19 protein-coding genes are annotated in these 24,896 nt (G+C 65.6%); 11 read left to right on the top strand and 8 right to left on the bottom strand.

All coding sequences use genetic code 11. The features are described from left to right. Positions 1-340: 340 nt before the first annotated feature. Positions 341-1,594, bottom strand: a complete 1,254-nt coding sequence (locus tag HNQ08_RS10940; RefSeq protein WP_184131455.1) for an extracellular solute-binding protein — start codon at positions 1,592-1,594, stop codon at positions 341-343. Between the two features lie 340 nt (positions 1,595-1,934). Between HNQ08_RS10940 and HNQ08_RS10935 the strand changes: the two genes are divergently transcribed. The 10 genes from HNQ08_RS10935 (at position 1,935) to HNQ08_RS10890 (ending at position 14,177) form a co-directional block, all read left to right on the top strand. After that, a complete protein-coding gene (locus HNQ08_RS10935) occupies positions 1,935-3,320 on the top strand; it encodes an MBL fold metallo-hydrolase (protein ID WP_184131435.1) in 1,386 nt (461 codons plus the stop codon). Positions 3,321-3,639: 319 nt separating this feature from the next. Continuing rightward, positions 3,640-5,034: an NAD(P)-dependent oxidoreductase gene (locus HNQ08_RS10930; protein ID WP_229789800.1), complete on the top strand. Its 1,395-nt coding sequence runs from the start codon at positions 3,640-3,642 to the stop codon at positions 5,032-5,034. Next, on the top strand, positions 5,027-6,406 hold the full coding sequence (gene preA / locus HNQ08_RS10925) for an NAD-dependent dihydropyrimidine dehydrogenase subunit PreA (RefSeq protein ID WP_184131432.1): 1,380 nt from the start codon (positions 5,027-5,029) through the stop codon (positions 6,404-6,406). Before HNQ08_RS10930 ends, preA begins: the two co-directional genes overlap by 8 nt. Before the next feature lie 70 nt (positions 6,407-6,476). Next, positions 6,477-7,877: a dihydropyrimidinase gene (hydA, locus tag HNQ08_RS10920; RefSeq protein WP_184131429.1), complete on the top strand. Its 1,401-nt coding sequence runs from the start codon at positions 6,477-6,479 to the stop codon at positions 7,875-7,877. Further along, complete coding sequence (locus HNQ08_RS10915) at positions 7,874-8,722, top strand: ABC transporter ATP-binding protein (protein WP_229789802.1); 849 nt, start codon at positions 7,874-7,876, stop codon at positions 8,720-8,722. Before hydA ends, HNQ08_RS10915 begins: the two co-directional genes overlap by 4 nt. Before the next feature lie 23 nt (positions 8,723-8,745). Next, complete coding sequence (locus HNQ08_RS10910) at positions 8,746-9,606, top strand: ABC transporter permease (RefSeq protein ID WP_229789804.1); 861 nt, start codon at positions 8,746-8,748, stop codon at positions 9,604-9,606. After that, complete coding sequence (locus tag HNQ08_RS10905; protein WP_184131426.1) at positions 9,582-10,568, top strand: ABC transporter permease; 987 nt, start codon at positions 9,582-9,584, stop codon at positions 10,566-10,568. The genes HNQ08_RS10910 and HNQ08_RS10905 overlap by 25 nt, the downstream gene beginning before the upstream one ends. Positions 10,569-10,664: 96 nt before the next feature. Beyond that, on the top strand, positions 10,665-11,735 hold the full coding sequence (locus HNQ08_RS10900) for an ABC transporter substrate-binding protein (RefSeq protein ID WP_184131423.1): 1,071 nt from the start codon (positions 10,665-10,667) through the stop codon (positions 11,733-11,735). A 161-nt stretch (positions 11,736-11,896) separates the two neighbouring features. Continuing rightward, positions 11,897-12,913: an alpha/beta fold hydrolase gene (locus tag HNQ08_RS10895; protein ID WP_184131421.1), complete on the top strand. Its 1,017-nt coding sequence runs from the start codon at positions 11,897-11,899 to the stop codon at positions 12,911-12,913. Positions 12,914-12,947: 34 nt separating this feature from the next. Continuing rightward, complete coding sequence (locus tag HNQ08_RS10890; protein ID WP_184131419.1) at positions 12,948-14,177, top strand: hydantoinase/carbamoylase family amidase; 1,230 nt, start codon at positions 12,948-12,950, stop codon at positions 14,175-14,177. A gap of 102 nt (positions 14,178-14,279) precedes the next feature. Here the strand turns inward: HNQ08_RS10890 and HNQ08_RS10885 are convergent, their stop codons facing one another. Further along, positions 14,280-14,654: an HU family DNA-binding protein gene (locus HNQ08_RS10885; protein WP_184131417.1), complete on the bottom strand. Its 375-nt coding sequence runs from the start codon at positions 14,652-14,654 to the stop codon at positions 14,280-14,282. Positions 14,655-14,933: 279 nt separating this feature from the next. On the opposite strand from HNQ08_RS10885, the gene HNQ08_RS10880 reads away from it, so the two are divergent. Further along, complete coding sequence (locus tag HNQ08_RS10880; protein WP_184131415.1) at positions 14,934-16,616, top strand: long-chain-fatty-acid--CoA ligase; 1,683 nt, start codon at positions 14,934-14,936, stop codon at positions 16,614-16,616. Positions 16,617-16,700: 84 nt separating this feature from the next. On the opposite strand, the gene HNQ08_RS10875 is transcribed toward HNQ08_RS10880, so the two are convergent. The 6 genes from HNQ08_RS10875 to HNQ08_RS10850 all read right to left on the bottom strand — a co-directional run bounded on the left by HNQ08_RS10875 (position 16,701) and on the right by HNQ08_RS10850 (position 24,814). Further along, positions 16,701-18,113: an NCS2 family permease gene (locus HNQ08_RS10875; RefSeq protein ID WP_184131414.1), complete on the bottom strand. Its 1,413-nt coding sequence runs from the start codon at positions 18,111-18,113 to the stop codon at positions 16,701-16,703. Between the two features lie 120 nt (positions 18,114-18,233). Next, complete coding sequence (gene guaD / locus HNQ08_RS10870) at positions 18,234-19,586, bottom strand: guanine deaminase (protein WP_184131412.1); 1,353 nt, start codon at positions 19,584-19,586, stop codon at positions 18,234-18,236. After that, positions 19,583-20,440, bottom strand: a complete 858-nt coding sequence (xdhC, locus tag HNQ08_RS10865; protein ID WP_184131408.1) for a xanthine dehydrogenase accessory protein XdhC — start codon at positions 20,438-20,440, stop codon at positions 19,583-19,585. Before xdhC ends, guaD begins: the two co-directional genes overlap by 4 nt. A 78-nt stretch (positions 20,441-20,518) precedes the next feature. Continuing rightward, positions 20,519-22,876: a xanthine dehydrogenase molybdopterin binding subunit gene (xdhB, locus tag HNQ08_RS10860; protein ID WP_184131406.1), complete on the bottom strand. Its 2,358-nt coding sequence runs from the start codon at positions 22,874-22,876 to the stop codon at positions 20,519-20,521. Positions 22,877-22,939: 63 nt separating this feature from the next. Then, positions 22,940-24,361, bottom strand: coding sequence for a xanthine dehydrogenase small subunit (locus tag HNQ08_RS10855; RefSeq protein WP_184131404.1), 1,422 nt, complete (start codon positions 24,359-24,361; stop codon positions 22,940-22,942). Positions 24,362-24,379: 18 nt separating this feature from the next. Next, complete coding sequence (locus tag HNQ08_RS10850; protein ID WP_184131402.1) at positions 24,380-24,814, bottom strand: hypothetical protein; 435 nt, start codon at positions 24,812-24,814, stop codon at positions 24,380-24,382. Between the last annotated feature and the right edge of the window lie 82 nt (positions 24,815-24,896).

Genomic DNA, 24,896 nt, shown 5'->3' with positions numbered 1-24,896 from the left:
ACCAGCGGGATCAGCAGGAAGGTGTACGCCGTGCGCGTCTGGTGCCGCCGCATCGATCCACCCCCACGCTCGGGGGGCGACACTCTCGTCGTCATACCGTGGCTCCTGGATTGTTGGCTCTAAGCATCGAAACCTCTGATTTTCTGGACGAATTTGACAGGGGGCAGATGCGGTTCCCCACTCTCCACTACAGGCCGAACAGCGACTCGCATCAGCAGCGCGGCAGCCTCAACAGACCACCGCCTGCCTACTGCCTTTGCTTCGCCGATAACAGATGTCGCGCATCCGCCCCACTGCCCTGGTTGTTCGGGCAATGGGGCGGACACGCGGGCAGGTGGGCTTACTTGTAGTAGCTGTTCAGGATCTTCTGCTCGTCAGTGGCGGCCTGCTTGACCGCGTCGGCCGGCTTGGCCCCCTTGAGCAGCACCGTGTTGATCGCGTCCACCCAGGCCTTGCGCTGCCCCGCCTCGTCCACGAACAGAGTGGAGTGCGCGAACGGCAGGGAACCCACGAAAGCCCCGAACACCGGGTCCTTGCGCAGCGCCGGATCGCCCGAGAGCTTGCGGCTGGCCGGAATCTCACCCACCGTGTCGAGCCAGGTACGCTGGGTCTGCTCGCTGGTGAGGAACTTCAGGAATTTGACGGCAGCGTCGAGCTTCTCGCCCTTGGCGTTCTTGGTGATGCCGTTGACCCAGTACGAACCGAAGTTGCTGCGAACTTCCGGGTTGGCCTTGAAGACGGGCAGCGGAATGACGCCCCAATCGAATTTGGCGCCGCTCTTGATGGTTCCCACCGCGAAGGAGCCGTCGATGATCATGCCGACCTTGCCCGCGATAAAGGCGTCGCGGTAGCTGTTGTTGCCAGGGAAGAAATTCGGCACCCCCAGCTTGTACTTGGTTTCCAGGTCGGTGTAGAAAGCCATGGCCTTGCGTCCGGCCTCGGAGTCGTAGGCGACGGTCTTGCCATCTTTGCTGTACGGCTGACCGCCGAACTGCCGCACCAGCACTTCACGCAGCACATGGTAGTCCTGGCCGTCGGGCTGGATCCCGAAGCCCAGCGTGGTAAAGCGCGGTGGCGCGCCCTTGGCGATCTTTTCCCCGGCGGCGATGAAGTCCTCCCAGGTGCGTGGCGGCGTGATGCGCGCGGCCCTGAACAGATCCTTGTTGTAGAAGACGGCCAGGGTCCGCACCGAGATCGGCAGGGTGTAATACTTCCCGCCGATCTTGCTGGTCTTGACCATCGGCACGAACTCACTCTCGATCTTGCTGACCGGAAAGTCCTTGGTGGGGAGAGGTTGCAGGTAACCGGCGTCCACATACTGCGGCAGCCAGCCGTAGTACAGGTTCACCACATCGGGACCCTGTCCCGCCGGGACACTGGAGGCCACCTTCTGGCTGTAGGCATCGTAGGGGAAGGTTTCCTGCTTGATCTTGATGTCGGGGTTGGCGGCCTCGAATTTCTTGATCAGCTCGTTCATGGTGCTGACCTTGCTGGCATAGTCATACTGCCAGTACGTCAGCGTGACTGGGGCGGCGGAGGCGGTAGCGAAGGCGGCGGCAGAAGCAGTCAGGGCCAGCGTGAGCAGTTTTTTCATGGGTCTCCTTGATGCTGTGTCCGGGAAAAGGCTGGACACGGTGAGGGTTACTTGAGAATGTGAACTATACGCCTGAGTGGAGGCCAGAAAGAGAAATTCGATCACTGTAGGTGAATCGGCACTTTTTCCGGCTCCATGAGGGAAAAGAAGACCCACAGAATCGACACCAACCCCACGGGAGCGCCGGGCAATGAAGGACAGCATTTCCATCACGACAGCCACAGCGAGATCCGGGAAGGCACAGGCTGACCACATCGGTCATTTTGTTGGTGATAAACCCCTGGTGGGTTTAAGGTCTAGGCGTTATAGCCCCTTTCGCACCCCGCACAGGAGGTTCTGAATGTATTTCAGCCGTCTCTATGACACCGATCTGGCGCAGGCTTCCTACATGCTGGGGTGCCAGAAAACCGGCGAATGCCTGGTGATCGATCCTGTGCGGGACATCGCCCGCTATCTGGAAGAAGCTGCCGCGCACAACCTGCGGATCAGCCATGTCACCGAAACCCATATCCATGCCGACTACCTCAGCGGCAGCCGCGAACTGGCCAGGGCAACTGGCGCGACGCTGTACCTCTCGGACGAGGGAAACGCCGAGTGGAAGTACGGATTTGGGGACGTCAAGATCCATAACCGCAGCATCTTGACGGTGGGCAAGCTGAAAGTCGAGGTACGGCACACGCCCGGCCACACCCCTGAAAGCGTTTCCTTTTTGGTTACGGATACCCCTCGTGGGGATCAGCCCAGCATGTTTTTCACCGGAGATTTCGTCTTTGTCGGTGAACTTGGCCGCCCCGACCTGCTGGACGAGGCGGCGGGCGGTGTGGACACCCGCTTCGAGGGCGCGCAGCAGATGTTCGCCAGCCTGAAACACCAGTTTCTGACGCTACCGGACTTCGTGCAGGTGTGGCCCGCACATGGTTCGGGCAGCGCGTGCGGCAAGGCGCTGGGCGCGGTTCCCAGCACCACCGTCGGCTACGAGCGGGCGCTGGCGTGGTGGGCAAGCTTCGTCCAGAGGGACGACGAGCAGGGCTTTATTGCCGAGTTGCTGAGCGGACAGCCCGACGCCCCCCTCTATTACGGGCGCATGAAAACCCAGAACAGGGCCGGACCTGAGTTGCTAGGTGAGGTGCAGCCTTTGCAAAAGCTGGAGCCTGCCGACGTCTTGGCCCGACTGAACCAGGGCGCACGCCTGATCGACACGCGCGCGAGGGCAAAGCACCAAGCTGCCGCCCCGGAACACAGCGTCAATGTGCCTGATGGGAACACACTTGAAACCTGGGCAGGCTGGCTGCTGGTGCCGGAGCGGGACTATGTCCTGCTTGCGTCGGCTGGACGGGCTGAGGCCATCCGCCGCCGCCTGTGGATGGTGGGCGTAGACCGCGTGGTGGGCTTCGTCGAGAGCGCCGATGGCCTGAACACCAAAGGCGCCCAGCCGTTCCCGGCTTCCGAACTCCCGCAGCACCAGGGCGCCCTGATCCTGGATGTCCGCAACAAGACCGAGCATCAGGAGGGCGCGATTCCCGGCAGCATGCAGCTTCACGCGGGCCGACTGCCCTGGAGACTGGATGAACTGCCGCGCGACCAGGAAATCGTGGTGCACTGCCAGAGTGGGGCCCGCAGCGCCGCCGCCGCGAGCCTGCTGCGCACCGAGGGCTTCAACGTCAGCGAGCTGGCGGGCGGCTATGAGGCATGGGCGAGGGCTCAGGACGGGGCACAGAGCACTTGAGACCCAAGGTATGTCCTCCTTTTTGCCTGTCGTTCAAGCCCTCAGCCGCCGAATGCCGCCAGACAAGGACCGTACAAATTAAAGGGAGGCGACACAAGGTACAGAAACTTCACAGTTGAATCCAAATTCCTATCACTATAACTGATGAACTTTGTTCGGTCAGCATTGACTTTTCCTTTATTTTCGCCCTACCATACCTCCACGCGGTTAATCGTCTCCGGTGAGGGTCTGGACCGCTGCCCCGGGGCTTTCCGGCTTACAGGGCGGTGGCACGTTTCCATGTCTTCACCTCAGGCTGTACGCAGGACCGGAGGACGCCTTGACAGACCATTCCCTGGTAGACGACGCCCTATCCGCACGGAACCTTTTGCCCAGCACGCCATTTCCGTCTGATCCCCGTTTCGCCCCCACCTACCCGCCACTGAGCGCCCACGAGGCCACGGTGGAGGCGAACCGCTGCCTGTACTGCTACGACGCGCCGTGCATCCAGGCCTGCCCCACGCACATTGACATTCCCACCTTCATCCGCAAGATTGCCACCGACAACCTGCGCGGCAGCGCCCGGACCATTCTGGAGGCCAACTTCCTGGGCGGCACCTGCGCCCGCGTCTGTCCCGTCGAAGAACTGTGCGAGGGGGCCTGCGTCCTGAACGCTCAGGAGAAACCGATTGCGATTGGGCGACTGCAACGGCACGCGGTGGATCACGCTCAGGAGCGCGGCTTGCAGCTGTTTCAGCCCGCTGCCCCCACGGGCCGCAGGGTGGCTGTCGTCGGCTCCGGACCCGCCGGGATCAGCGTCAGCGCCGAACTTGCCAAATTGGGACACAGCGTTACTCTGCTGGAAAAGCGCGAGCTGGGCGGCGGCCTGAGCACCTACGGCATCATCGTCCTGCGCGAGCCGGTGGAGGTGTCGCTGCGGGAGGTCGAAGCGGTGCGGGCACTGGGAGTGGACGTTCAGACAGGGTACGAACTGACGGACCAGGCTGGGCTGAACGCGCTGCTCGCCGACCACGACGCCGTCTTCCTGGGCCTGGGCCTGGGGGCGGTGCCAGCGATGGGCATTCCCGGCGAGGAACACCTGCTGGACGGGCTGACCTACATCGAGCACAGCAAGTTGCACCCCGAACTGCTGCCCCAGGCCCAACAGGTCGTGGTGATCGGGGCGGGCAACACGGCCATTGACGCCGCCACCATCGCCCGGCGGCGCGGCGCAGACGTCACCATGCTGTACCGACGCACCGAAGCGGAGATGACCGCCTACCGCCACGAGTACGAGTTCGCGCTCTCGGAAGGCATCGGGTACCGCTTTCTGACCCAGCCGGTACGGGTGCTGTCTGAAGGCGGGCGGGTGACGGGCGTGGAGTGCGTGAAGATGGTGCTGGGCGTGCCAGACCCCGGCGGACGGCCCACACCGCGCCCACTGCCGGGCAGCGAATTCACTGTTCCCTGCGACGCCGTGATCAAAGCCATCGGGCAGGAAAAACCCTCGCTGGCAATTGCGCTGGGGCTGGATGTTGCGGGCGGCTACATCGTCGTGAACGAGACCATGCAGACCAATCTGCCGCGCGTGTACGCGGGCGGCGATTGCGTGCGGCTGCGTGGCAGCGCCAGCACTGTGATGGCCGTTCAGGACGGCAAATACGCTGCTGCCGCCATTCACCGGCAGCTCTCCGGAATGTTCAGTTCCGAGTCACTGGAGACCGCCCATGGCTGACCTCTCCGTCAATTTCGCCGGCATCCGCGCGCCCAATCCATTCTGGCTGGCCTCCGCGCCGCCCACCAACAGCGGCGCCCAGATCCACCGTGCCTTCGAGCATGGCTGGGGCGGGGCCGTGTGGAAGACCATCGGCGCGCCGGTGCTGAACATCAGCAACCGTTACGGCGGCCTGAGCATCGCCGGACAGCGCCTGCTGGCGATCAACAACGTCGAGCTGATCAGCGACCGCCCGCTGGACGTGAACCTGCGTGAGATCGCCGAGATCAAGCGGCTGTGGCCGGACCGCGCCGTGATCGTGTCCGCGATGGTGGACGCCTCGCCCGAAGCGTGGCGCGAGATCGTCATGCAGATCGAGGATACCGGGGCGGATGGCATCGAACTCAATTACGGCTGCCCCCAGGGCATGTCCGAGCGCGGCATGGGCGCGGCGGTGGGGCAGGTGCCGGAGATGTGCGAGCTGAACACGCACTGGGTGACTTCAATCACCAGATTGCCGGTGATCGTCAAGCTGACGCCCAACGTCACCCGCATCACCGAGCCCGCGCACGCCGCCATCGCGGGTGGGGCAAACGCATTGAGCCTGATCAACACCATCAATTCGGTGATGAGCGTTGACCTCGACACCCTGCAGATCACGCCCAACATTGGTGGGCGCGGCACACACGGCGGCTACGCGGGGCCAGCGGTCAAGCCGATTGCGCTGAACATGCTCACCGAATTGCTGACCGACACCCAGGTGCTGAAAAGCGGCGTCCCGGTGTGCGGAATGGGCGGGATCGTCACCTGGAAGGACGCCGCGGAGTTCCTGCTGCTGGGCGCAGGGGCCGTGCAGGTGTGCACCGCCGCCATGCACTACGGCTACCGCATCGTGGAGGACATGATCGACGGCCTGGGCAACTGGATGGACGACAAGGGCTTTGCCACCATTGCCGACGTCTCGGGCCGGGCGCTGCCGCAGGTCAGCACCTTCGGCGAACTCGATCTGGGCTATCAGGCGGTCGCGCGCATCGATCCCGACAAGTGCATCCAGTGCAATCTGTGTTACGTGGCCTGCAACGATACAGCCCACCAGTGCATTGATCTGGTGGCCGGAAATGGGGCGAGGGTGAATCCCGGCTACGACGTGCGAGTCAACGGCAAGGCGGTGGCCGACACGCGTCCCATACCTGTCGTGCGCGAGCCGGACTGCGTGGGCTGCGCGCTGTGTGCCAACGTCTGCCCGGTGGACGGCTGCATCACCATGGTCAGCGTTCCCAGCACCCAGCAGAACATCTGTTGGGACGCCCTGACCGCCCAGCGCCCCGAAATTGCCACCAGCTGGGACGCCATGATGGCCTACCGCGCAGAGCAGGGCATCGAGATTCATTGACGCCGGCAGCCTGACCCCTGGTCGGCGCGTGGCGTTATCCATCCCGAACGCATCCTGCGAGGACGTAACTATGACCCTGCTCATCAAGAACGGCGAGATCGTCACGGCAGAGAAGCAGTACACGGCAGACGTGCTGATCGAGGGCGAGACCATCTCGCTCATCGGCGAGAACCTGAGCGCACCGGAGGGCACCGAAACCATCGACGCGACCGGCAAGTACATCTTTCCCGGTTTTATCGATCCGCACGTGCATATCCATCTGCCGTTCATGGGGACGTTTGCCAAGGATACCCACGCCACGGCCAGTCAGGCCGCGCTGATCGGCGGCACCACCACCTTTATCGAGATGCTGGCTCCCGCCGGAAGCGAGGAACTGCGGGACGGCTGGAACATCTGGTCTCAGATGGCCGCCGGAAATAGCGCCTGCGACTACACCTTCCACATCGGCGTGACGCGCTGGGACGAGGGCACCGAGCAAACGCTGCGCGAGCTGGTCGCGGACGGCATGACCTCCTTCAAGGTGTTTCTGGCCTACAAGGGCGCCTTCGGCATCGAGGACGCGACGCTATACCACACGCTGAAGCTGGCAAGGGAGCTGGGCGTGGTGGTCACCGCCCACTGCGAGAACGCCGAGCTGGTGGCCCAGTTGCAGGCCAGACTGCTCTCGGAGGGCAAGACGGGACCTGAGTGGCACGAGCCCAGCCGCCCCGAGCAGGTGGAGGCCGACGGCACCGCGCACTTCGCCACTTTTCTGGAGATGACCGGGGCCACAGGCTACGTGGTGCACCTGTCCAACGCCAGGGCACTCAAAGCTGCGCTGGACGCCCGTGAGCGCGGCGTCAACATCCACATCGAGTCCGTGATTCCGCATTTTCTGCTGGACAAAACGTATGCCGAGCGCCCTGGCGTGGAGGGGGCCAAACACGTGATGAGTCCGCCGCTGCGCGACAAATCCAATCAGGCGGCGCTGTGGCAGGCGTTGAAAAACGGTGAGATCGACACGGTCGCTACCGATCACTGCCCCTTCGACGTGGACCAGAAGCGCATGGGCGACGACAATTTCACCCTGATCCCCAACGGCATTCCGGCCATTGAGGACCGCGTGAACCTGCTGTACACCTACGGCGTCAGCCGGGGCGGCCTGAGCCTGAGCCGCTTCGTGGCCGCGGCCAGCACGCGCGCGGCGCAGATCTTCGGGCTGTATCCCAGGAAGGGCGCGATTGAAGTCGGCTCGGACGCCGATCTGGTGGTCTACGATCCGAACTACCGAGGCACCATCAGCGCGCAGTTGTCGCACGTCAACAACGATTACAGCGGCTTTGAGGGCTTCGAGATCGACGGACGGCCCAGCGTGGTCACGGTGCGCGGGCAGGTGGCGGTGCGCGACGGTCAGTTCATGGGCGAGCCGGGGCGCGGGCAGTTGCTGCGGCGCTCCCCGCAACAGGTGCAGCGGGCCGAGGTTCCGGTTTGACTGCCGCCGCGCCAGTGCCGGCCCTGAGGGAAAGGGGGCAACCCGCCGTCCATCTCAAGGACCTCAACATGGTTTTCCGGGGCGCGCAGGGCGATACGGTGGCTCTCAAGGACGCCACGCTGGACATCGGGCAGGGCGAATTCATCAGCCTGATCGGCCCCAGTGGCTGCGGCAAGACCACGCTGCTGCGGCTGATGGCCGATCTGATCACGCCGACGGGCGGGGATCTGCTGGTGGGCGGCAGATCGCCCGCGCAGGCGCGGCAGGAGCGGGCTTACGGCTATGTGTTTCAGGCGCCGGCGCTGCTGGAATGGCGCACGGTCCTGAACAACGTGCTGCTGCCGCTGGACGTGATGGCCGGGTCTGCCAACCGGATGCCGAAAGCCGCCCGGCAGGCCCGCGCCCACGAGATGCTGAAGCTCGTCGGGCTCGAGGGCTTTGCGGCGCGTTACCCCTGGCAGCTGTCGGGCGGCATGCAGCAGCGGGTCAGCATTGCCCGCGCCCTGGCCTTCGATCCGGGCTTGCTCCTGATGGACGAGCCGTTCGGCGCGCTGGACGAGATCACCCGCGAACACCTGAACGGCGAATTGCTGCGGTTGTGGCAGGAGACTGGCAAAACGGTGGTGTTCGTCACGCACGGCATCAGCGAGGCGGTGTTCCTGAGCACCCGGGTCGTGGTGATGACCTCCCGGCCCGGCAAGATCGAGGGCGTAGTGGACATCGACCTGCCGTACCCGCGCAACGTGGAAACCCGCGAAAGTCCGCGCTTTTTCGAGCTGGCGACGCGGGTGCGGGAGCTGCTGCGGCGGGGTCACGGCTTCGACGCCGACCATCAGGCACGCTGATGGTCAGGAAGAGAAGCCCATCCATGGGCGGCAACCTGGGGCCGATGCTCATCGTGGCAGTCATCGCGCTGCTGCTGTACTGGCCGCTGATGCTGGCGGTCAATGTCGGTGCGGCGCAGCGCAGCCTGAACAGCGGCGCGGAGCTGGGCTGTGCCACCGCCATCGCCTGTGCCACCCAGCTCCGCAATCCGGTGCTGCCCGCCCCCGCTCAACTGGGCAACAGCCTGCGGGCCATGAGCGTGCCGCCGATGGCCCCGACGAGCGTGCCATACAACACGCTGGTCACGGCGGGCGAAACGGTCGTGGGGCTGCTGATCGCTTCCGCGCTGGGCGTCGGGCTGGCCGTCGCCCTGGTGGCCAGCCGCGCTTTCGAGCGGGTGACGCTGCCGTGGCTGATCGCCTCGCAGACGGTCCCGGTGATCGCCCTCGCGCCCATGCTGGCCGTGGTGCTCGGGCAGTACGGGGTGCAGGGCTGGCTGCCCAAGGCGCTGATCGCCGCATACATCGCCTTCTTTCCGGTGGCGGTGGGCGTGGCGGCAGGCCTGCGGAGCCCCGATCCCATGCAGGAGGACCTGCTGACCACCTACCGGGCGTCGGGGTGGCAGACCTTCTGGACCCTGCGGCTGCCCGCCAGCCTTCCCTTCCTTTTCACGTCCCTGAAGGTGGCGGCCACAGCCGCGCTGATCGGCTCGATCGTCGCGGAGATCAGCACCATCAGTTTCTCGGGCCTGGGCAAGATGCTGGCCGAGAATTCGCGGGCGTCGGACACGCTGGCGCTGTGGGTGATCATGCTGTACGGCGCGGGGCTGGGCATCGCCCTGGTGGCCGTGCTGGGCTTGATCGAGAGGCTGGTGACGCCGTGGCGAGCCGGACAGTCGCGCTAGGTCGGGTCGGGGCACGCGGCCTGCCAGGCCTGGGGTGGCTGACGCTGCTCCTCGGGCTGGCTCTGCTCCTGGCCGCCGTCTGGAACGTCTGGAATTTTCCCCTGGACGGCGTGCCGCCCGCACGCAAGGCGCTAAGCCTCGCGCTCATCGTGCTGGGCGTGGGAGCAGGCATGTATGGCCTGGCCGCGCTGGCTCGCCGCACCGGCGGCCTCGTTCCCGCCCTGCTGGCCGCCCTGCTGACCCTGATTGCTGTAGAGGGCCTGCTGCGTGCCTACGGCGTGCCGCCGGGTCTGATCCCCACGCCCACCCGCGTGGCTACTGCTCTTTACCAGTCACGCGCCGTCCTGCTGACCGACGCCCGCGTGACCTTCGCGCAGGAGGCGCTGCTGGGCTATCTGGCCGGGGTGGGGGCAGGGATTGCGGTGGCGCTGGCCGCCGTGCGATTTCCGTTTCTGGAACGCGGGGCGCTGCCCTACGCAGGGCTGTTTTCCAGCATTCCCATCGTGGCGCTCGCCCCGGTGATCGTCAAGGCGTTCGGGCTGGAATGGCCGAGCAAGGCGATCATCGTCGCCATCACGGTCTTCTTCCCGGTGGTGGTGAACGTGGTGCGCGGCTTGCAGAGTGCCAATCCCCTGCTGCTGGACCTGATGCAGACGTACGCGGTCACACCCGCTGCCGCGTTCCGGCTGGTGCGCGTTCCCAGTGCGCTGCCGTTCCTGTTCAATGCCCTGAAAATCGGTTCCACCCTGGCCCTGATCGGCGCGATTGTTGGTGAATTCTTCGGCACCACCGGGCAGGGGCTGGGCTTCCGGATCCAGATCGAGGCTGGGCGTTTCAATCTGGACATCGTGTGGGCGGCCATCGTGATCGCCTCGGTGCTGGGCATCGCGTTCTACGGCGTCCTCTCGTGGCTGGAGGCACGCTTTACAGGCTGGCACGCCAGCCGACGACAGCCGGGGTGAGCGCAGACCGAACCAGCCTCCTTGGACGGTTTCCACCTGCCACTTTCCATCCGCTTTCTGCTCACCACTGCGCCACCGCGCGCCCGGAGGAATCCCATGAAGAGAAACGTCCTGTCCGCCCTGACCGCTGCCCTTGTCGCCTCGGCCCTCAGCAGCGCGGGCGCCGCCAACGTTCCGGTGAAACTGCAGCTCAAGTGGTTCCCCCAGGCGCAGTTCGCGGGCTTTTTCGTGGCGCAGGCCAAGGGCTTTTACAAGGCCGAGGGGCTGGACGTGACGCTGCTGCCCATCGGCGATCAGTCGCCGATCCAGACCGTGGCGACGGGAGCGGCGGATTTCGGCACCACCTGGATCACGGACCTCCTGACCGCACGGCAGCAGGGCCTCCCCGTGGTGCATATCGCTCAGCTGTTCCAGAAAAGCGGCTACACCCTCGTGGCGCTGAAATCCAGCAACCTGACCGATCCCAAGCAGTTCGCGGGCAAACGCGTCGGTGTCTGGCCCAGCGGCAACGAGTATCCGGCGGTGGCACTGCTCAAGAAGTACGGCATGACCACCAGCCTGGACAGCACGGTGGCCAAGCCCAGCGTGCAGGCTGTCACGTATCCCTTTGATCCCAGCCTCGTCTTCCCCGACAAGGTGGATCTGGTGTCGGCCATGACCTACAACGAGATCGATCAGATCGTGGGGCTGGGCTACCCGCTGGACAAACTCAAGGTCTTCAACGTCAGCGATTTCGGGATCAATCTCCTGGAGGACCTGATGTTCACCACCCAGAAGACGCTGGACAGCAAGAACTTCAAGAACAGTGGCATGAGCGGGCAGGAGGTCGCTGCCCGGCTGGTGCGCGCCACCATCAAGGGTTGGAACTACGCCGTGGCGAACCAGAAGGAGGCCGTGCAGATCGTGCTGGTCAACTGCGGCAATACCTGCAAGGGTTCGGGCACGCGCTCAAACGCCGCCGGACACCAGACCTGGCAGATGGCCGAAGTGGCCAAGCTGTACAAGGCCGGACAGACCCTCAAAGGCAACGCCGGGCTGCTGGACAGGGCCACCTACAACGCCAACGTGAAGCTGCTAATGGATCTGGGCATCCTGAAAGCCGTCCCCAGCGCCGGAGCGGTGAATTACAGCGTGTGGGAGGAGGCGACGGGCAAGAAGGCGAAGTAAGTTCCGGCGTAGGGCCACAGGAACAGCTCACCAGCCCTGTGGCCCTGCGCCTGTCCATCGTCTAGCGGCAGGGCGTAGGGTAGGCGTATGTCGTCAATCCTGCTGTGCGCCCCACCCCGTCCCGCAAAGCCCCTCTCCCCCGGTCAGCGCGGCGGTCGCGCATGACCCCCTGGCCGGTGCAGGAGGGGGTCTTCGAGCTGGGCGACTGGCCCACCGAGCGCGGCGGCGTGATCCAGAACGCGCGGCTGGCCTGGCAGACGCACGGCACGCTGAATGCGGCGCGCGACAATGTGATCGTGTATCCGTGCAGTTACACGGCCACCCACGACGGCCAGAACTGGCTGATCGGCCCGGACGGCATTCTCGATCCGACGCGGTGGTTCATCGTCATTCCCGACATGTTTTCCAACGGACTGTCGTCGGGCGCGGACAGCACGCCGGACTACCCGGCAGTCGTAACCGTGCGCGACAACGTGCTGGCGCAGGAACGACTGCTGCGCGAGGTCTTCGGGATCACGCACCTGGCCGCCGCCTACGGCTTCTCGATGGGGGCCATGCAGGCATACCACTGGGCCGCGCTGTTCCCGAAGCGGGTGGAGCGCGCGTTCGTCGTGTGCGGCAGCGCCCGCACGGCGCCGCACAACAAGGTGTTCCTGTCGGGGCTGCTGCGAACGCTGGAGGCCGCACCGGAGTACGTTGGGAACGGTCAATTTAGCGCCGTACCGCACGCCTCGCTGCGGGCCTTCGGGCACATCTACGCGGGCTGGGGGCTGAGTCAGGATTTCTACCGCCAGAACCTGTTTCAGACCGTGCTGGGCGCACCCGATCTGGAGACGTACCTGCGCACCGACTGGGAGGCCAGTTTTGCCGCCTGGGACGCCGCAAATCTGTACGCGCAGGCGCTGACGTGGTTCCACGGGGACATCAGTGCCAACTCCCTGTACGGCGGTGACCTCACGGCGGCGCTTGGGGCCATCCAGGCGCGGGTGCTGCTGCTGCCGGGCGAAACCGATCTGTATTTCCGGGTGGCCGACAACGCCGCCGAACTGGCCTACCTGAAGCGCGGCGAGTTGCGTCCTATCCCTTCGGTGTGGGGCCACCGGGCAGGCAGCCCTGCCGGCTTGCCACAGGAACTGGCTTTCCTGAAAGGCGCAGTGCGCGACTGGCTGGCAGGGTAACCGCCCGGTCGCAACTTTTTCGATAAGGTAGACCATGCCCCTCAATCCACAGCGAACCCTCGACGAACTCAAGGCCCTGCGCGAGCTGACCGGCACTCCTGACGGCGCGCAGCGGGTCGCGTTCACCGACACCTGGGTGGCCGCCCGCAAGTTCCTGACCGACCGGCTTGCAGAGCTGCCCGTGGAGGTCCACACCGACGCGGCGGGCAACCTGTGGGCCACCCTGAAGGGCGAGTCCGGGAAGGAACTGCTGATCGGCGGGCACCTCGACAGCGTGCCGAACGGCGGCTGGCTGGACGGCTGCCTGAACACCCTGGCAGGTCTGGAAGTGCTGCGCCGCCTCTCGGAGGGGGGAAAGCCGCCTGTAACCGTGCGGCTGGTGGACTGGGCCGACGAGGAGGGCGCCCGCTTTGGGCGCAGCCTGTACGGATCGAGCGCGGCGGGCGGCAACATCGACATTGCCGAGATGCGGAAACTGAAGGACAAGGACGGCATCGGTCTGGAGGAGGCGCTGGAGCGGGTGGGCGTCACCTTGGCCGACGCCCCGCAGGCCCGCGAGGAGCTGAAGAACGCCGCCGCGTATCTGGAGCTGCACATCGAGCAGGGGCCGGTGCTGGAGGGCCTGGGGCTGTCGCTGGGCGCGGTGCTGGGGACCTTCGGCGTGGAGCGCCACACCATCACCTTTCACGGGCAGGCGGCGCATGCCGGCAGCACACCCATGAACGTGCGGCGCGACGCCTTCCGGGCTGCCGGACAGTTCTCACAGGAGATCTACGCCATCGCCGAGCGGCACGCCGGCGTGTGCACCATCGGCAGTTGCAAGACGCTGCCGGGCATCGTCACCAGCGTGGTGGAGACCTGCGAGATCACGCTGGACCAGCGCAACCTGGAGGCCGACAGGCTCGCGGCCATGTGGCGGGACGCCCAGGACGCAGCGACGAAAATCGCGGAGGAGGGCGGCTGCAGCGTTACGTTCGGTGACCTGTGGAACATCGAGCCGATTCTTTTTCACCCGGAACTGATTGAGGCTGCCGAGGCCTCCATTCTTGAGATTGTCCCCCGGAGTCACCGTCTGCCCAGCGGCCCCCTGCACGACGCGGCGGAGGTGGCCCGCGCGGGGATACCCACCGTGATGCTGTTCGTCCAGAGCCTGCGCGGCATCAGTCACAACAAGATTGAGGACACCGAGGAGCAGCACATCCTGCAGAGTGTGGAGGCACTGAACCGCCTGACCGACCGGGCGATGGCGTGGATCGGTCAGTGAGGCTTCTGCAGCCGTAAAGGGCGGGAACTGGCGTCCAGTCAGAAAAACGAGAGCGGGCAGTCCTTCAATGGACTGCCCGCTCCGCGTTGAGGTCTGAACCGTTTAGAGGTTGCCCTTGAGGGTGCTGGCGACCTTGAAGGCCACCTTCTTGCCGGCGGGAATCTGGATCTTCTCGCTGGTGCCGGGGCGCACGCCGGTGCGGGCGGCGGTGTCTTTGACGCTCAGGGTGCCCAGGCCGGGCAGGCCGACGCTCTGGCCGCCCTTGATCGAGCTGACCACGGCGTCCAGCATGGCGCTGACGGCTTCCTCGCTCTGCTTCTTGGTCAGGCCGGTCTTATCGGCGACCATTTCCACCAGCTGGGTCTTGGCGACCTTGTTGCTGGCGCTGGGGGCGGCCTTAGCAGCGGCTGGCGCAGCTTTGGCAGCGGGCTTCTTGGCGGCGGGCTTAGCAGTCTTTTTCGTCATGGTGAGCAGCATGACATATGGAATGTCGCTTGGGAAGAGGGAAGGGCTGTAAAGACGCCCGCCAGCACGTCCTTATTCTCTTTTCATCCAGAAAAAATGCGTCCTGTACACGTTTTATCCGACGCAAAGCGAAACGGCGTGGTACACGCGAAAAGCCATTGATTAAGAAATTTCGGGGAGCTGAGCTCGGGTGTGACGCGGGATTGGTCTGGCACGCTACACTCTGGACATCGACAATTTCCGTTTTCCAGCGTCATCACGGCGAGTCACTGACCAGGAGGTCTCCATTCCATGACCCAGCAATCCGCAGCGCCCGATTCCTCGACCCCTTCCCAGACTCAGGGCCATTACTGGCCGCCTTTCAAACCCCGCACCCTGACGCTGCCCCAGACCGGGATCATGCACAACCTGCGCGTCAGTGCCGAGCGGTATCCCGACAAGACGGCGCTGTGGCACTACGGGCGCGAGCTGACCTATGGGGAACTATACGCGCAGGCCACGCGTCTGGCCGGGCATCTGGCACAGAGTGGCGTGAGCAAGGGTGACCGGATCGCGCTGTGGATGCAGAACAGCCCGGCGTGGGTGATCGGCGCCTTTGCCGCGTGGCAGCTGGGCGCGGTGGTGGTGCCGCTGGCTCCCATGCTCCAGGCGCGTGAATTTGGCTTCTTCCTACAGGACGCCGGCATCAAAGTTGGCGTTGTGGGGGCGGAATTGTACGAGAAGGCCAAACAGGCCGGACTACAACACGCCGTCGTGGCGAATGTCATGCACGGCACCGATGCGGGGGCGGCTGGCGTCCCGTTGCCAGAGGGTCTGGACGTGAAGGTCACCCCGCAGGACGGCGACATCACGTTGGAGGACGCCCTGAAGGCCGAGCCGGCTCCGGCGGCCGACGTGGGGGCAAACGACCTGTGCGTGATGCCGTACACCAGCGGCACCACCGGACTGCCCAAGGGCTGCATGCACACCCACCGCAGCGTGATGGCCAACGTATTCGGCGCGGGTGTGTGGGTGGACGGCAATGTCGAGGACGTGTTTCTGGCCGCGTTGCCGTACTTTCACGTCACCGGCTTCGTCAACAGCCTGCTGACCGGCCTGACCAACGGCGGCAAGATCGTGATCATGTCGCGCTGGGACCGCGACGTGGCCCGCACACTGATCCGCGAGCAGGGCGTCACCCTGTGGACCAACACGCCCACCATGGTGATCGACATGATGGCCTCGCCGACGTTTAACGCGGCGGACCTGGCCACGCTGCGCAACGTCACCGGCGGCGGGGCCAGCCTGCCCGCCGCCGTGGGCCAGAAACTGCTGGACCTGACCGGGATCATGTTCCTGGAAGGCTACGGGCTGTCTGAGACGATGGCGCAGTCGCACAGCAACCCCAAGGGGCGCCAAAAATTGCAGTGTCTGGGCGTGCCGCTGTTCAACGTCGATTCGCGCATTATCGACCTGGACACCCACCAGGAGTTGCCCGCAGGCCAGGTCGGCGAGATCGTCATTCGCGGCCCGCAGGTCATGCAGGGCTACTGGAACCGCCCGGACGCCACCGCCGAGGCCTTTATGGAGATCGACGGCCAGCAGTTCTTCCGCAGTGGAGACCTGGGCTACATGGACGAGGAAGGCTACTTCTTTTTCACGGACCGCCTCAAGCGCATGGTCAACGTGTCGGGCATGAAGGTGTGGCCCGCCGAGGTCGAGAACAAGCTGCACGCGCATCCCGCCGTGCAGGAAGCCTGCGTGATCAGCGTGCCCGACGAGCGCAGCGGCGAACGGGCCCGTGCCCTGATCGTGCTGAAGCCCGGTGCTACCGCCACCGCCGAGGACATCGAGGCCTGGGCGCGTGAGCAGATGGCCACCTACAAGGTGCCGCGCGACTACCAGTTCGTGGACAGTCTGCCGCGCAGCCCCACCGGCAAGGTGGCCTGGCGGCCCCTGCAGGAAGCGGCGCGGGCGGCCATGTCCGGAAGCTGAGCCCGGGCCGGCCAGATCACCAGGACAAAAAAAGAGGTGGAGCCACATGTATGGCTCCACCTCTTCCCTTTGTCGTCTGAAGCGCTAGCCCTCGTTGAGCCAGATGTAACGGGCCAGCAGCAGCGCCCCCACCACGTACAGAATGGGGCTGACCTGCCGGGCCTTGCCGCTCAGTAGTTTGATGGCGCAGTAGCTGATCACGCCCAAGCTGACCCCGTTGGCGATCGAAAAGGTCAGCGGCATGGCGATGATGGTCAGGAAGGCGGGCAGACTGTCGGCGATGTCATCCCAGTCGATGTGACGCACACCGTCCATCATCAGCGCGCCCACCAGGATCAGCGCGGGGGCGGTGGCCGCGCCCGGGATCGCGGCGGCCAGCGGCCACAGGAACATGCTCAGCAGGAACAGCACCGCAACCGTCACAGCGGTCAGGCCGGTGCGTCCACCCTCGCCGACGCCGGCGGCGGATTCCACGTAGGCGGTGGTGGTCGACGTCCCCATGAACGCGCCGAACATGGCGGCCAGGCCGTCCATCGAGAACAGGCGCCGGGCGCGCGGCATGTTGCCCTGCGCGTCGATAAAGCCCGCGCGCTGCGACAGACCGGTCAGGGTACCGGTGGCGTCGAAGAAATCCACGAAGAAGAAGGTGAAGACCACGCTCAGCAGGCCCAGGCCCAGCGCCCCGACGATGTCCATCTGGCCCACCAGCGCACCCGGCCAGACCGGCGTGCCGAAGATGCCCAGGAAAGCGCCGTCAAAGCCGGGGAAGGAACGCAGCGCACCTTCCGGCCCGCCCGCGTACACGGCGGCCCCGGTCACGATCCCCAGGAGAGTGGTCGCCAGGATGCCGTACAGAATGGCCCCGGTGACCTTGCGGGCCATCAGCGCGGCGGTCAGGACCACGCCGATGCACGCCAGCCACACGGTCGGCGAGGAGAACGAGCCCATGCCCACCAGCGTGGCCGGATTCGCCACCACGATGCCCGCATTCTTGAGGCCCAAGAAGGCCAGGAAGGCGCCGATCCCCCCGGTAATGGCAAATTTCAGCGAATTGGGAATGGCCTGCACGATGGCCTGCCGCGCTCCCAGCACGCTGAGCAGCACGAACAGCACACCGCTGATGAACACCGCGCCCAGCGCCGTCTGCCACGCCACACCCATGCCCTGCACCACCGTAAAGGCGAAAAAGGCGTTCAAACCCATGCCCGGCGCCTGCGCGTAGGGGTATTTGGCCACCAGACCCATCACCGCGGAGCCGAAGGCCGCCGCAATCGCCGTGGTCATCAGCAGTTGCACAAAGGCGTTGGGCACGTTGATCGCCGTGGACAACACCTGCGGGTTGACGAACAGGATGTAGCTCATGGTCAGGAAGGTGGTCAGGCCCGCGCGCATCTCCTGCGTGACGCTGGAGTTGTTGGCGCTCAGCCCGAAGTAGCGGTCCAGGCCCGACGTCGGGGCGAGGGGGACGGCGGGACGGGGTGCGGCTGGATCAGACATAGGGTCTCCTTTGCGCTTTTCGCGGAACCGGAAAAGGGCTTGTGCGCGAACAATCCATGGGGGCCGAACGACGGATGGATGAATCAAAATACTGTGGATTCGATTCAGGTGAGGCCAGCATTAAGACGCCAGAACAGGCGGTTGCTTTCCGGGCTGATGGGAGGCGGTGTTGCCGGAGCGCGCGTACACCTCGTCTCCGCCCACCCACACCTGCGCCACGTCGGCCTGGGTGCCGTTGGCGAACAGGGCCGCCAGCGTCTCGGAGGGGCTACTGGCATGGTTCAGGATGGCGTCCAGCGTGCTGCCCTCGGGCGGACACAGCCAGACAGCGTCGAAGGCCTTGCCCACGCTGAAGTCTCCGAGCTGATCGTGCAGGTCGAGCGCCTCGGCCCCGGCGCGCGTGGCCAGGTACAGCAAGTGCGTGGGGCTGAGCGGCACGCCCGCGTCTGCCTGAAGCTGCTGCATGAAGTACGCCTGCAGGCCCTCCTTGAGCATCGAGAAGCCGGTCCCGCCACCCACATCGGTGCCCAGGGCCACATGCACGCCGGCGTTCAGATGACGCTTCAGGGGAAACAGACCGCTTCCCAGCGCGGAGTTGCTGCACGGGCAATGCGCGGCGCTGCACCGGTGCGCGGCCATCTGGCCCAGTTCACGGTCCGTGGTGTGGACGCTGTGGGCCAGCACGCCCCGGCGGCCCATCAGGCCGGCGCGTTCGTAGGTGTCCAGGTAGTCCAGGCTGCCGGGGAACAGCCCCTGCACCGTCTGGACTTCTGCGACGTTCTCGTTGATGTGGGAGGTGAAATGTACGTCGGGGAAATCGTTCATCAGCGCGGCGCAGGCGTCCAGCACGCCCTCACTGGCCGAGAGGCTGAAGCGCGGCGTCACGGCGTAGCGGGCGCGGCCCACCCCATGCCAGCGCTCGATCAGGGCGCGGCCCTCGGTGTAGGCCCGTTCCGGCGTGGTGTGCAGTTCGGGGCGCAGCATCCGGTCACTGACCACCTGCCCGGCCACTGTCCGCAGCCCGCTGCCGGCGGCCTCCTCGAAGAACACCTCCATGGCCCCCTTGAAGTGCGAGCCGAAGACCAGCGCCGTGGTGGTGCCGTTGCAGCGCAGGCCATGCAGAAAATCCCTGGCCACGGCGCGGGCATACACGTTGTCCTGAAGCCGCGCCTCCTCGGGGAGCGTGACGTGTTCCAGCCAGTCGAGCAGCGGGCGGCCCAGGCCGCCGATGATCCGGACCTGCGGAAAATGCACGTGCGTGTCGATGAAGCCGGGCAGCAGCACGCCGCCGCGCAGCTCGGTCACGCGGGCCGCCGGATGCATGGCGCGCAGACTTGAAAAATTACCGCTCTCGACGATGGTGCCGCCGTCCACCAGCAGTCCGCCGTCCTCCTGAACCCGCAGGGCGTCGGCGTCCTGGAAGGCGTTGCGGGGCGTGTGCATGAAGGTGGCGCGGTACAGGATGGGGGTCATGGTTGCCTCTGAACGGTGTTGTGCTGGGAGGAAAGGGCTTGAAGGGCGGCGGCCCCATCGGCTTCGAGCCGCTGGACGAGTTGCGCGGCCACGCTGACGGCGATTACCGCGGGCGTCTTGCCGCTGATGCCCGGCAACCCGATCGGGGTGGTGATGCGGGCGAGGTCGGCGTCGCCGTGCCCTTCGCGGCGAAGCTGCCCCTGAAAGCGAATCCACTTGACCGACGAGCCGATGAGTCCGATCAAGCCCAGATCGGGCCGCCTCAGGGCGGCGTCACATAGGGCGGCGTCCTCGGCATGGTCATGGGTCAGGATCAGGACGTGCGAGCCGGGGGGCAGGTCATGCAGGGTCATTTCGGGGATGGGCGAGTGGTGAATCTCAACTCTCGCCGCGCCATCGTGGAGCGGAGCCAGACGTTCAGGGGTCAGCTGGGCCGCCCGCGAATCCACTAGATGTAGGCTTAGCGGCAGCCGCGACAGGATGCGCGCCAGCTCCAGCCCCACGTGCCCCACGCCGAAAATGGCGACGTGCGGACGCACGGTCTGCAGGGGTTCGAGCAGCAGCGTGACCTCGCCGCCGCAGCACTGGCGCCCGTGTTCGTTGCTGGCCGCATCGGTCAGGCGCAGGGTCAGCAGTTCCGGCACGTGGGCGCACACGGCCAACATGGCCCGCGCCCGCTCGGCGGCGGTGGCCTCCAGATTACCGCCGCCCACGCTGTCCCAGCTTGCACCCACGCTAAACACCATCTTGGCGCCCGCTTCACGCGGCGCGTGTCCCCGGACGGCAGCCACGGTAACCAGCACGCCGGGTTCCGAGTGGTCATGCAGGTGCTGAACAGCCTGGAGCCAGTTCATGAGGGGAGCTGGGGGGAGCTGGGAAAATTCAGGTGGCAGCGAATTCGCTCCACGGTTCCCGTCAAACTGCCCGCCCGCTCAGTCATCTGCCGCCACCAGTTCACCCGCTGCCTGCCGCGCTCCGTCGAGTGCCCAGAACACGGCCTCGGGAGTGGCGGGCGAAGCCAGTTCCTGCGCGCGTCCCCCGGGACCGAAAGCGGCGGCGGCCTGACGCAAAGCCTCGCGGACGCTGATCCCCAGCATCAGCGGCGGCTCACCCACCGCCTTGGAGCCGTACACCACGCCGGTCTCAGTGGCGCGTTCCATCAGGGCGACGTTAAACACCTCGGGCATCTCGCTGAAGCTGGGCAGTTTGTAGGTGCTGGCGGCCTGGGTGGACAGTCGGCCACGGTGGGGACCATCCGACTCGTCCCAGCGCAGTTCTTCCAGGGTCAGCCAGCCCGCGCCCTGCACAAAGCCGCCCTCCACCTGCCCGATGTCCACCAGCGGCGAGAGGCTGTCTCCCACGTCCTGCAGGATGTCCACCCGGCGCGTGCGGTACAGGCCGGAAAAGCCGTCCACCTCCACCTCGGCCATGGCGGCCCCGTAAGCGAAGTACTTGAAGGGTTCGCCCTGCATCGCCACCCGGTCCCAGTGCAGCCCCGGCGTGCGGTAGTAGCCCGCCGCCCACAGTTGTGTCCGCAGGTGGTAGGCGTCATGGACGAGTGTCTTGAAATCTATTCCCTTGTCGGGGTGGCCCAGGGGAAACACCAGCCCGTTCTCGAAACGCACGTCCCCCGGATGCACCCCGAGCGCCCCGGCAGCGACGGCGGCGAGACGCTCCTTGATCTGCTCGCAGGCGTTCTTGATCGCCCCGCCGTTCAGATCGGCCCCGCTGCTGGCGGCGGTCGCGCTGGTGTTGGGCACCTTGTCGGTTCGGGTGGGGGCCAGTCGTACCCAGCGGACCGGCACACCCAGCGCAGTGGCAGCCACCTGGATCATCTTGGTGTGCAGGCCCTGACCCATCTCGGTGCCGCCGTGGTTGATCAGCACGCTGCCGTCCTTATAGACGTGGACCAAGGCGCCGGCCTGGTTGTAGGCGGTGAAGTTGAAGGAAATCCCGAACTTGACCGGGGTAACCGCTAGCCCGCGCTTGGTATGCGGGTGCGTGTCGTTAAAGGCGCGCACCTCCTGCCTGCGGGCCTCAAACTCGCCGCTGACCAGCAACTGCGCCCACAGGTCTTCCAGGCGCTCGGCGTGGCGCACCGGTTGACCGTAGGGCGTGGCCTCGCCAGGCTGGTAGAAGTTCAGGCGGCGCAAGTCGTGCGCCTCAAGGCCCAGGAGCGGGGCGCAGCGGCCAAGAATATCCTCGATAACCAGCATGCCCTGCGGGCCGCCGAAGCCCCGAAAGGCTGTCTGGGAGGTCTTGTTGGTCTTCGCAATTCTTCCGTGAACCTCTACGTGCGGGATGAAATAGGCGTTGTCGATGTGGCACAGCGCCCGCGCCATCACGGGTTCGGAAAGGTCCAGGCTCCAGCCGCCGTCGCTGGTTAAAGTGGCCGAGAGCGCGCGCAGTTTGCCGCCCTCGTCAAAGGCCACCTTCCAGCGCGCGTGGAAGGGATGCCTCTTGCCCGTCATGGTGATGTCCTGGGTGCGGTTCAGGCGCAGCCGCACCGGGCGACCTGTCAGGACGCTGCCTAGCGCAGCAACTGCCGCGTACCCGTGCGGCTGCATCTCCTTGCCGCCGAAGCCGCCGCCCATCCGCAGGCACTGCACCGTGACCTGTGCTGCCTCAAGGCCCAGCACATGCGCCGTGATCTCCTGTGTCTCGCTGGGATGCTGGGTGCTGGACTGGATAAAGACCTGTCCGCCCTCGTCCACGTAGGCCAGCGCAGCGTTGGTTTCCAGATAGAAGTGTTCCTGCCCGCCGAATTCGAACTCGCCCTCGAAGGTGTGGGCCGCGCCCGCGAAGCCAAGGTTGATGTCGCCGCGCCGCAGGGTGGACTGGGCGCCCTGGAAGGCTCCGGCGGCAATGGCGTCGTGAATGGAGATCAGCGAGGGCAGCGTCTCGTACTCGACTTCCACCGCCTGCGCGCCCAGTCGGGCCGCGTCGATGCTGTCGCCCAACACCCAGGCCACCGGGTGACCGTGGTACATCACTTCAGTGGGAAACAGCGGTTCGTCACCCTTAACGCCCGCGTCGTTGACGCCCGGCACGTCGGCAGCGGTCAGCACGCGCACCACGCCGCTCACGTTGAGGGCCTGCGAAGGGTCCAGGCGCGTGACGCGGGCGTGGGCATGGGGGGCCTGAATGGGCCACGCGTGCAGCAATCCTGACAGCCGCACCCCCAGATCGTCGGTGTACAGCGCATGTCCGGTCACGTGGGCCGAGGCGCTCTCGTGCGGCACGGCGTCGCCGACTGCGCCGTTGTGCGGGCGTTCATGCAGACTGGTCATGGGGTCACCTCCGGTGACGGGGATCGGTTGGGGGCTGCGACGGGAGAGCCGGACCACCCGCGGCTAGCCACGGACCACGTCCGATTTCTCGAAAAAGAACTTCAGGAGCGCCTGTTCCAGCATGGCCGTGCGGTACGCGGCGCTGGCACGGTGATCGGACAGCGGGGTACCTTCCTGACCCATGAGTTTGGCGGCTTCACGGACATTACGTTCGGTCCAGGGCCTGCCGATCAGGGCTTCCTCGGCTTTCAGGGCGCGGATAGGGGTGGCGGCTACACCTCCCAGACCGATGCGAATACGCTTGACAGTGTTTCCGTCGAGTTCCAGGGCAATCCCGACAGCCACGCTGGAAATATCGTCGAAACGGCGCTTGGCGTACTTGTAGAAACCGGTGACAGGCGCCAGGGGCAGCGGAATCCTGACCGCACGGATCAGCTCGCCGTCGCGCAGCTCAGGCTGGCGGTAGCCCTGGAAGAATCCGGCGAGCGGCACCTCGCGCTCCCCCCCACGCGACGCCAGGATCAGCGAGGCGTCCAGCGCCAACAGCGTGGGCGGGCTGTCGCCGATGGGCGAGGCTGTGCCCAGGTTGCCGCCCAGTGTGGCGCTGTTGCGGATCAGGCGGCTGGCGAACTGCGGGAACCACTCGGCCATCAGCGGGACGCGCCCATCCAGGCGGCGCTCGATCTCCGAGAGATTGAGGCCCGCGCCGATGCGGACGTGATCGTCGTGCCATTCCAGCTCACGTAACTCGGCCAGCCCGTCCACGGCAATGGTGACTCCGGCCCGCGCGTGGCGAAGGTTGACCTCCACGCCCCAATCGGTGCCGCCCGCCAGCAGCTTGGCATCAGGGTGTTCGGCCAGCAATTCCAGCGCCTCCGGCAGATCGGCGGGACGGTGAAAGTCGCCGTCCGGACCGGACAGGTGCAGGGCCTGGGCCGCCGGGGCTGGGCGGGTGCGCAGCGCCGAGATCGGATCGCTTTCAGGCGGCGTACCCAGCGCGTGGGCGGCGTCCTGAATGGGGCGGTAGCCGGTGCAGCGACACAGGTTGCCGCTCAGCGAGTGGAGGTCAAAGCCGTTGGGGGCGTGGTGTTCGCCCTCGTGGCGCTCGGGACGGTAGTACTCGGCGGCCATGCTGACCACGAACCCGGGGGTGCAGTACCCACACTGCGAACCGCCGCGCACCGCCATTTCGTGCTGGACTGGATGCAGCCCCTGAGGCGTACCCAGGCCCTCAGCGGTGATCACCTCCTGACCGTTCATGGCCGGGAGCATGACCAAGCAGGCATTGACGCTTTCCAGCCGGGTGCCGCCGCGTCCGTCCGGGCGGGAAACCAGCACCGCGCAGGCCCCGCACTCACCCTCGGCACAACCTTCCTTGCAGCCGGTCAGGCCGCCGTCCCGCAGCCAGTTCAGCAGGGTGGTGTGGGGCCGCGCCCCCTGTACCTCGCGGGGTTGACCGTTGACTGTTACCGTGAACCTATCCATGCTTCCTCCTGCCATCGTTCAAAACGACAATTCCGACGCTCCGCTGCATCCAGATTCCCACAAAGGGACTTCAGATGCATGGTTCACGCCGGTCACGAAAGGAGGCGGGTCGCTGGTTATCCATGCAGAACAGCAACCTGTTTTGGTATGAATTAATTTTACGCCTAAGTAACCTCTCTGACTAGTCCCCTGGAAGCGCTTGTACCAAGTCCAGAAAGAGGACAGGAACAACGTCATGACAGCTGCCGAGATGTTCATAATGGGGGCGGCCTCGTTGGTTTCGATGAGTTCTGTTTTGCTCGCTACCGGCTTACGCTTCAGCCATTTGCTGTCAATCAGGATGGGTTGATGGTCCGAGGCCACTGATGCTCCGGCACGACGGTCTGCTCTGCCCTCTCTTTCGCCCGACGCGCCAAGGCCGATGAGAGTGGCCTGCGCTGCACGGCTGTTCACGGTTGCTCCCAAAGGCCGTATACCAGCGCCCATGCGGCACAATGGCCTCACCATCAATCGCAATGTGGGCCGTCGTGCAGAC

Source organism: Deinococcus humi, from assembly GCF_014201875.1.
GTDB lineage: Bacteria > Deinococcota > Deinococci > Deinococcales > Deinococcaceae > Deinococcus > Deinococcus humi.
The sequence above is the reverse complement of the archived record's forward strand: the minus strand, read 5'-3'. Positions and strand labels throughout refer to the sequence as shown.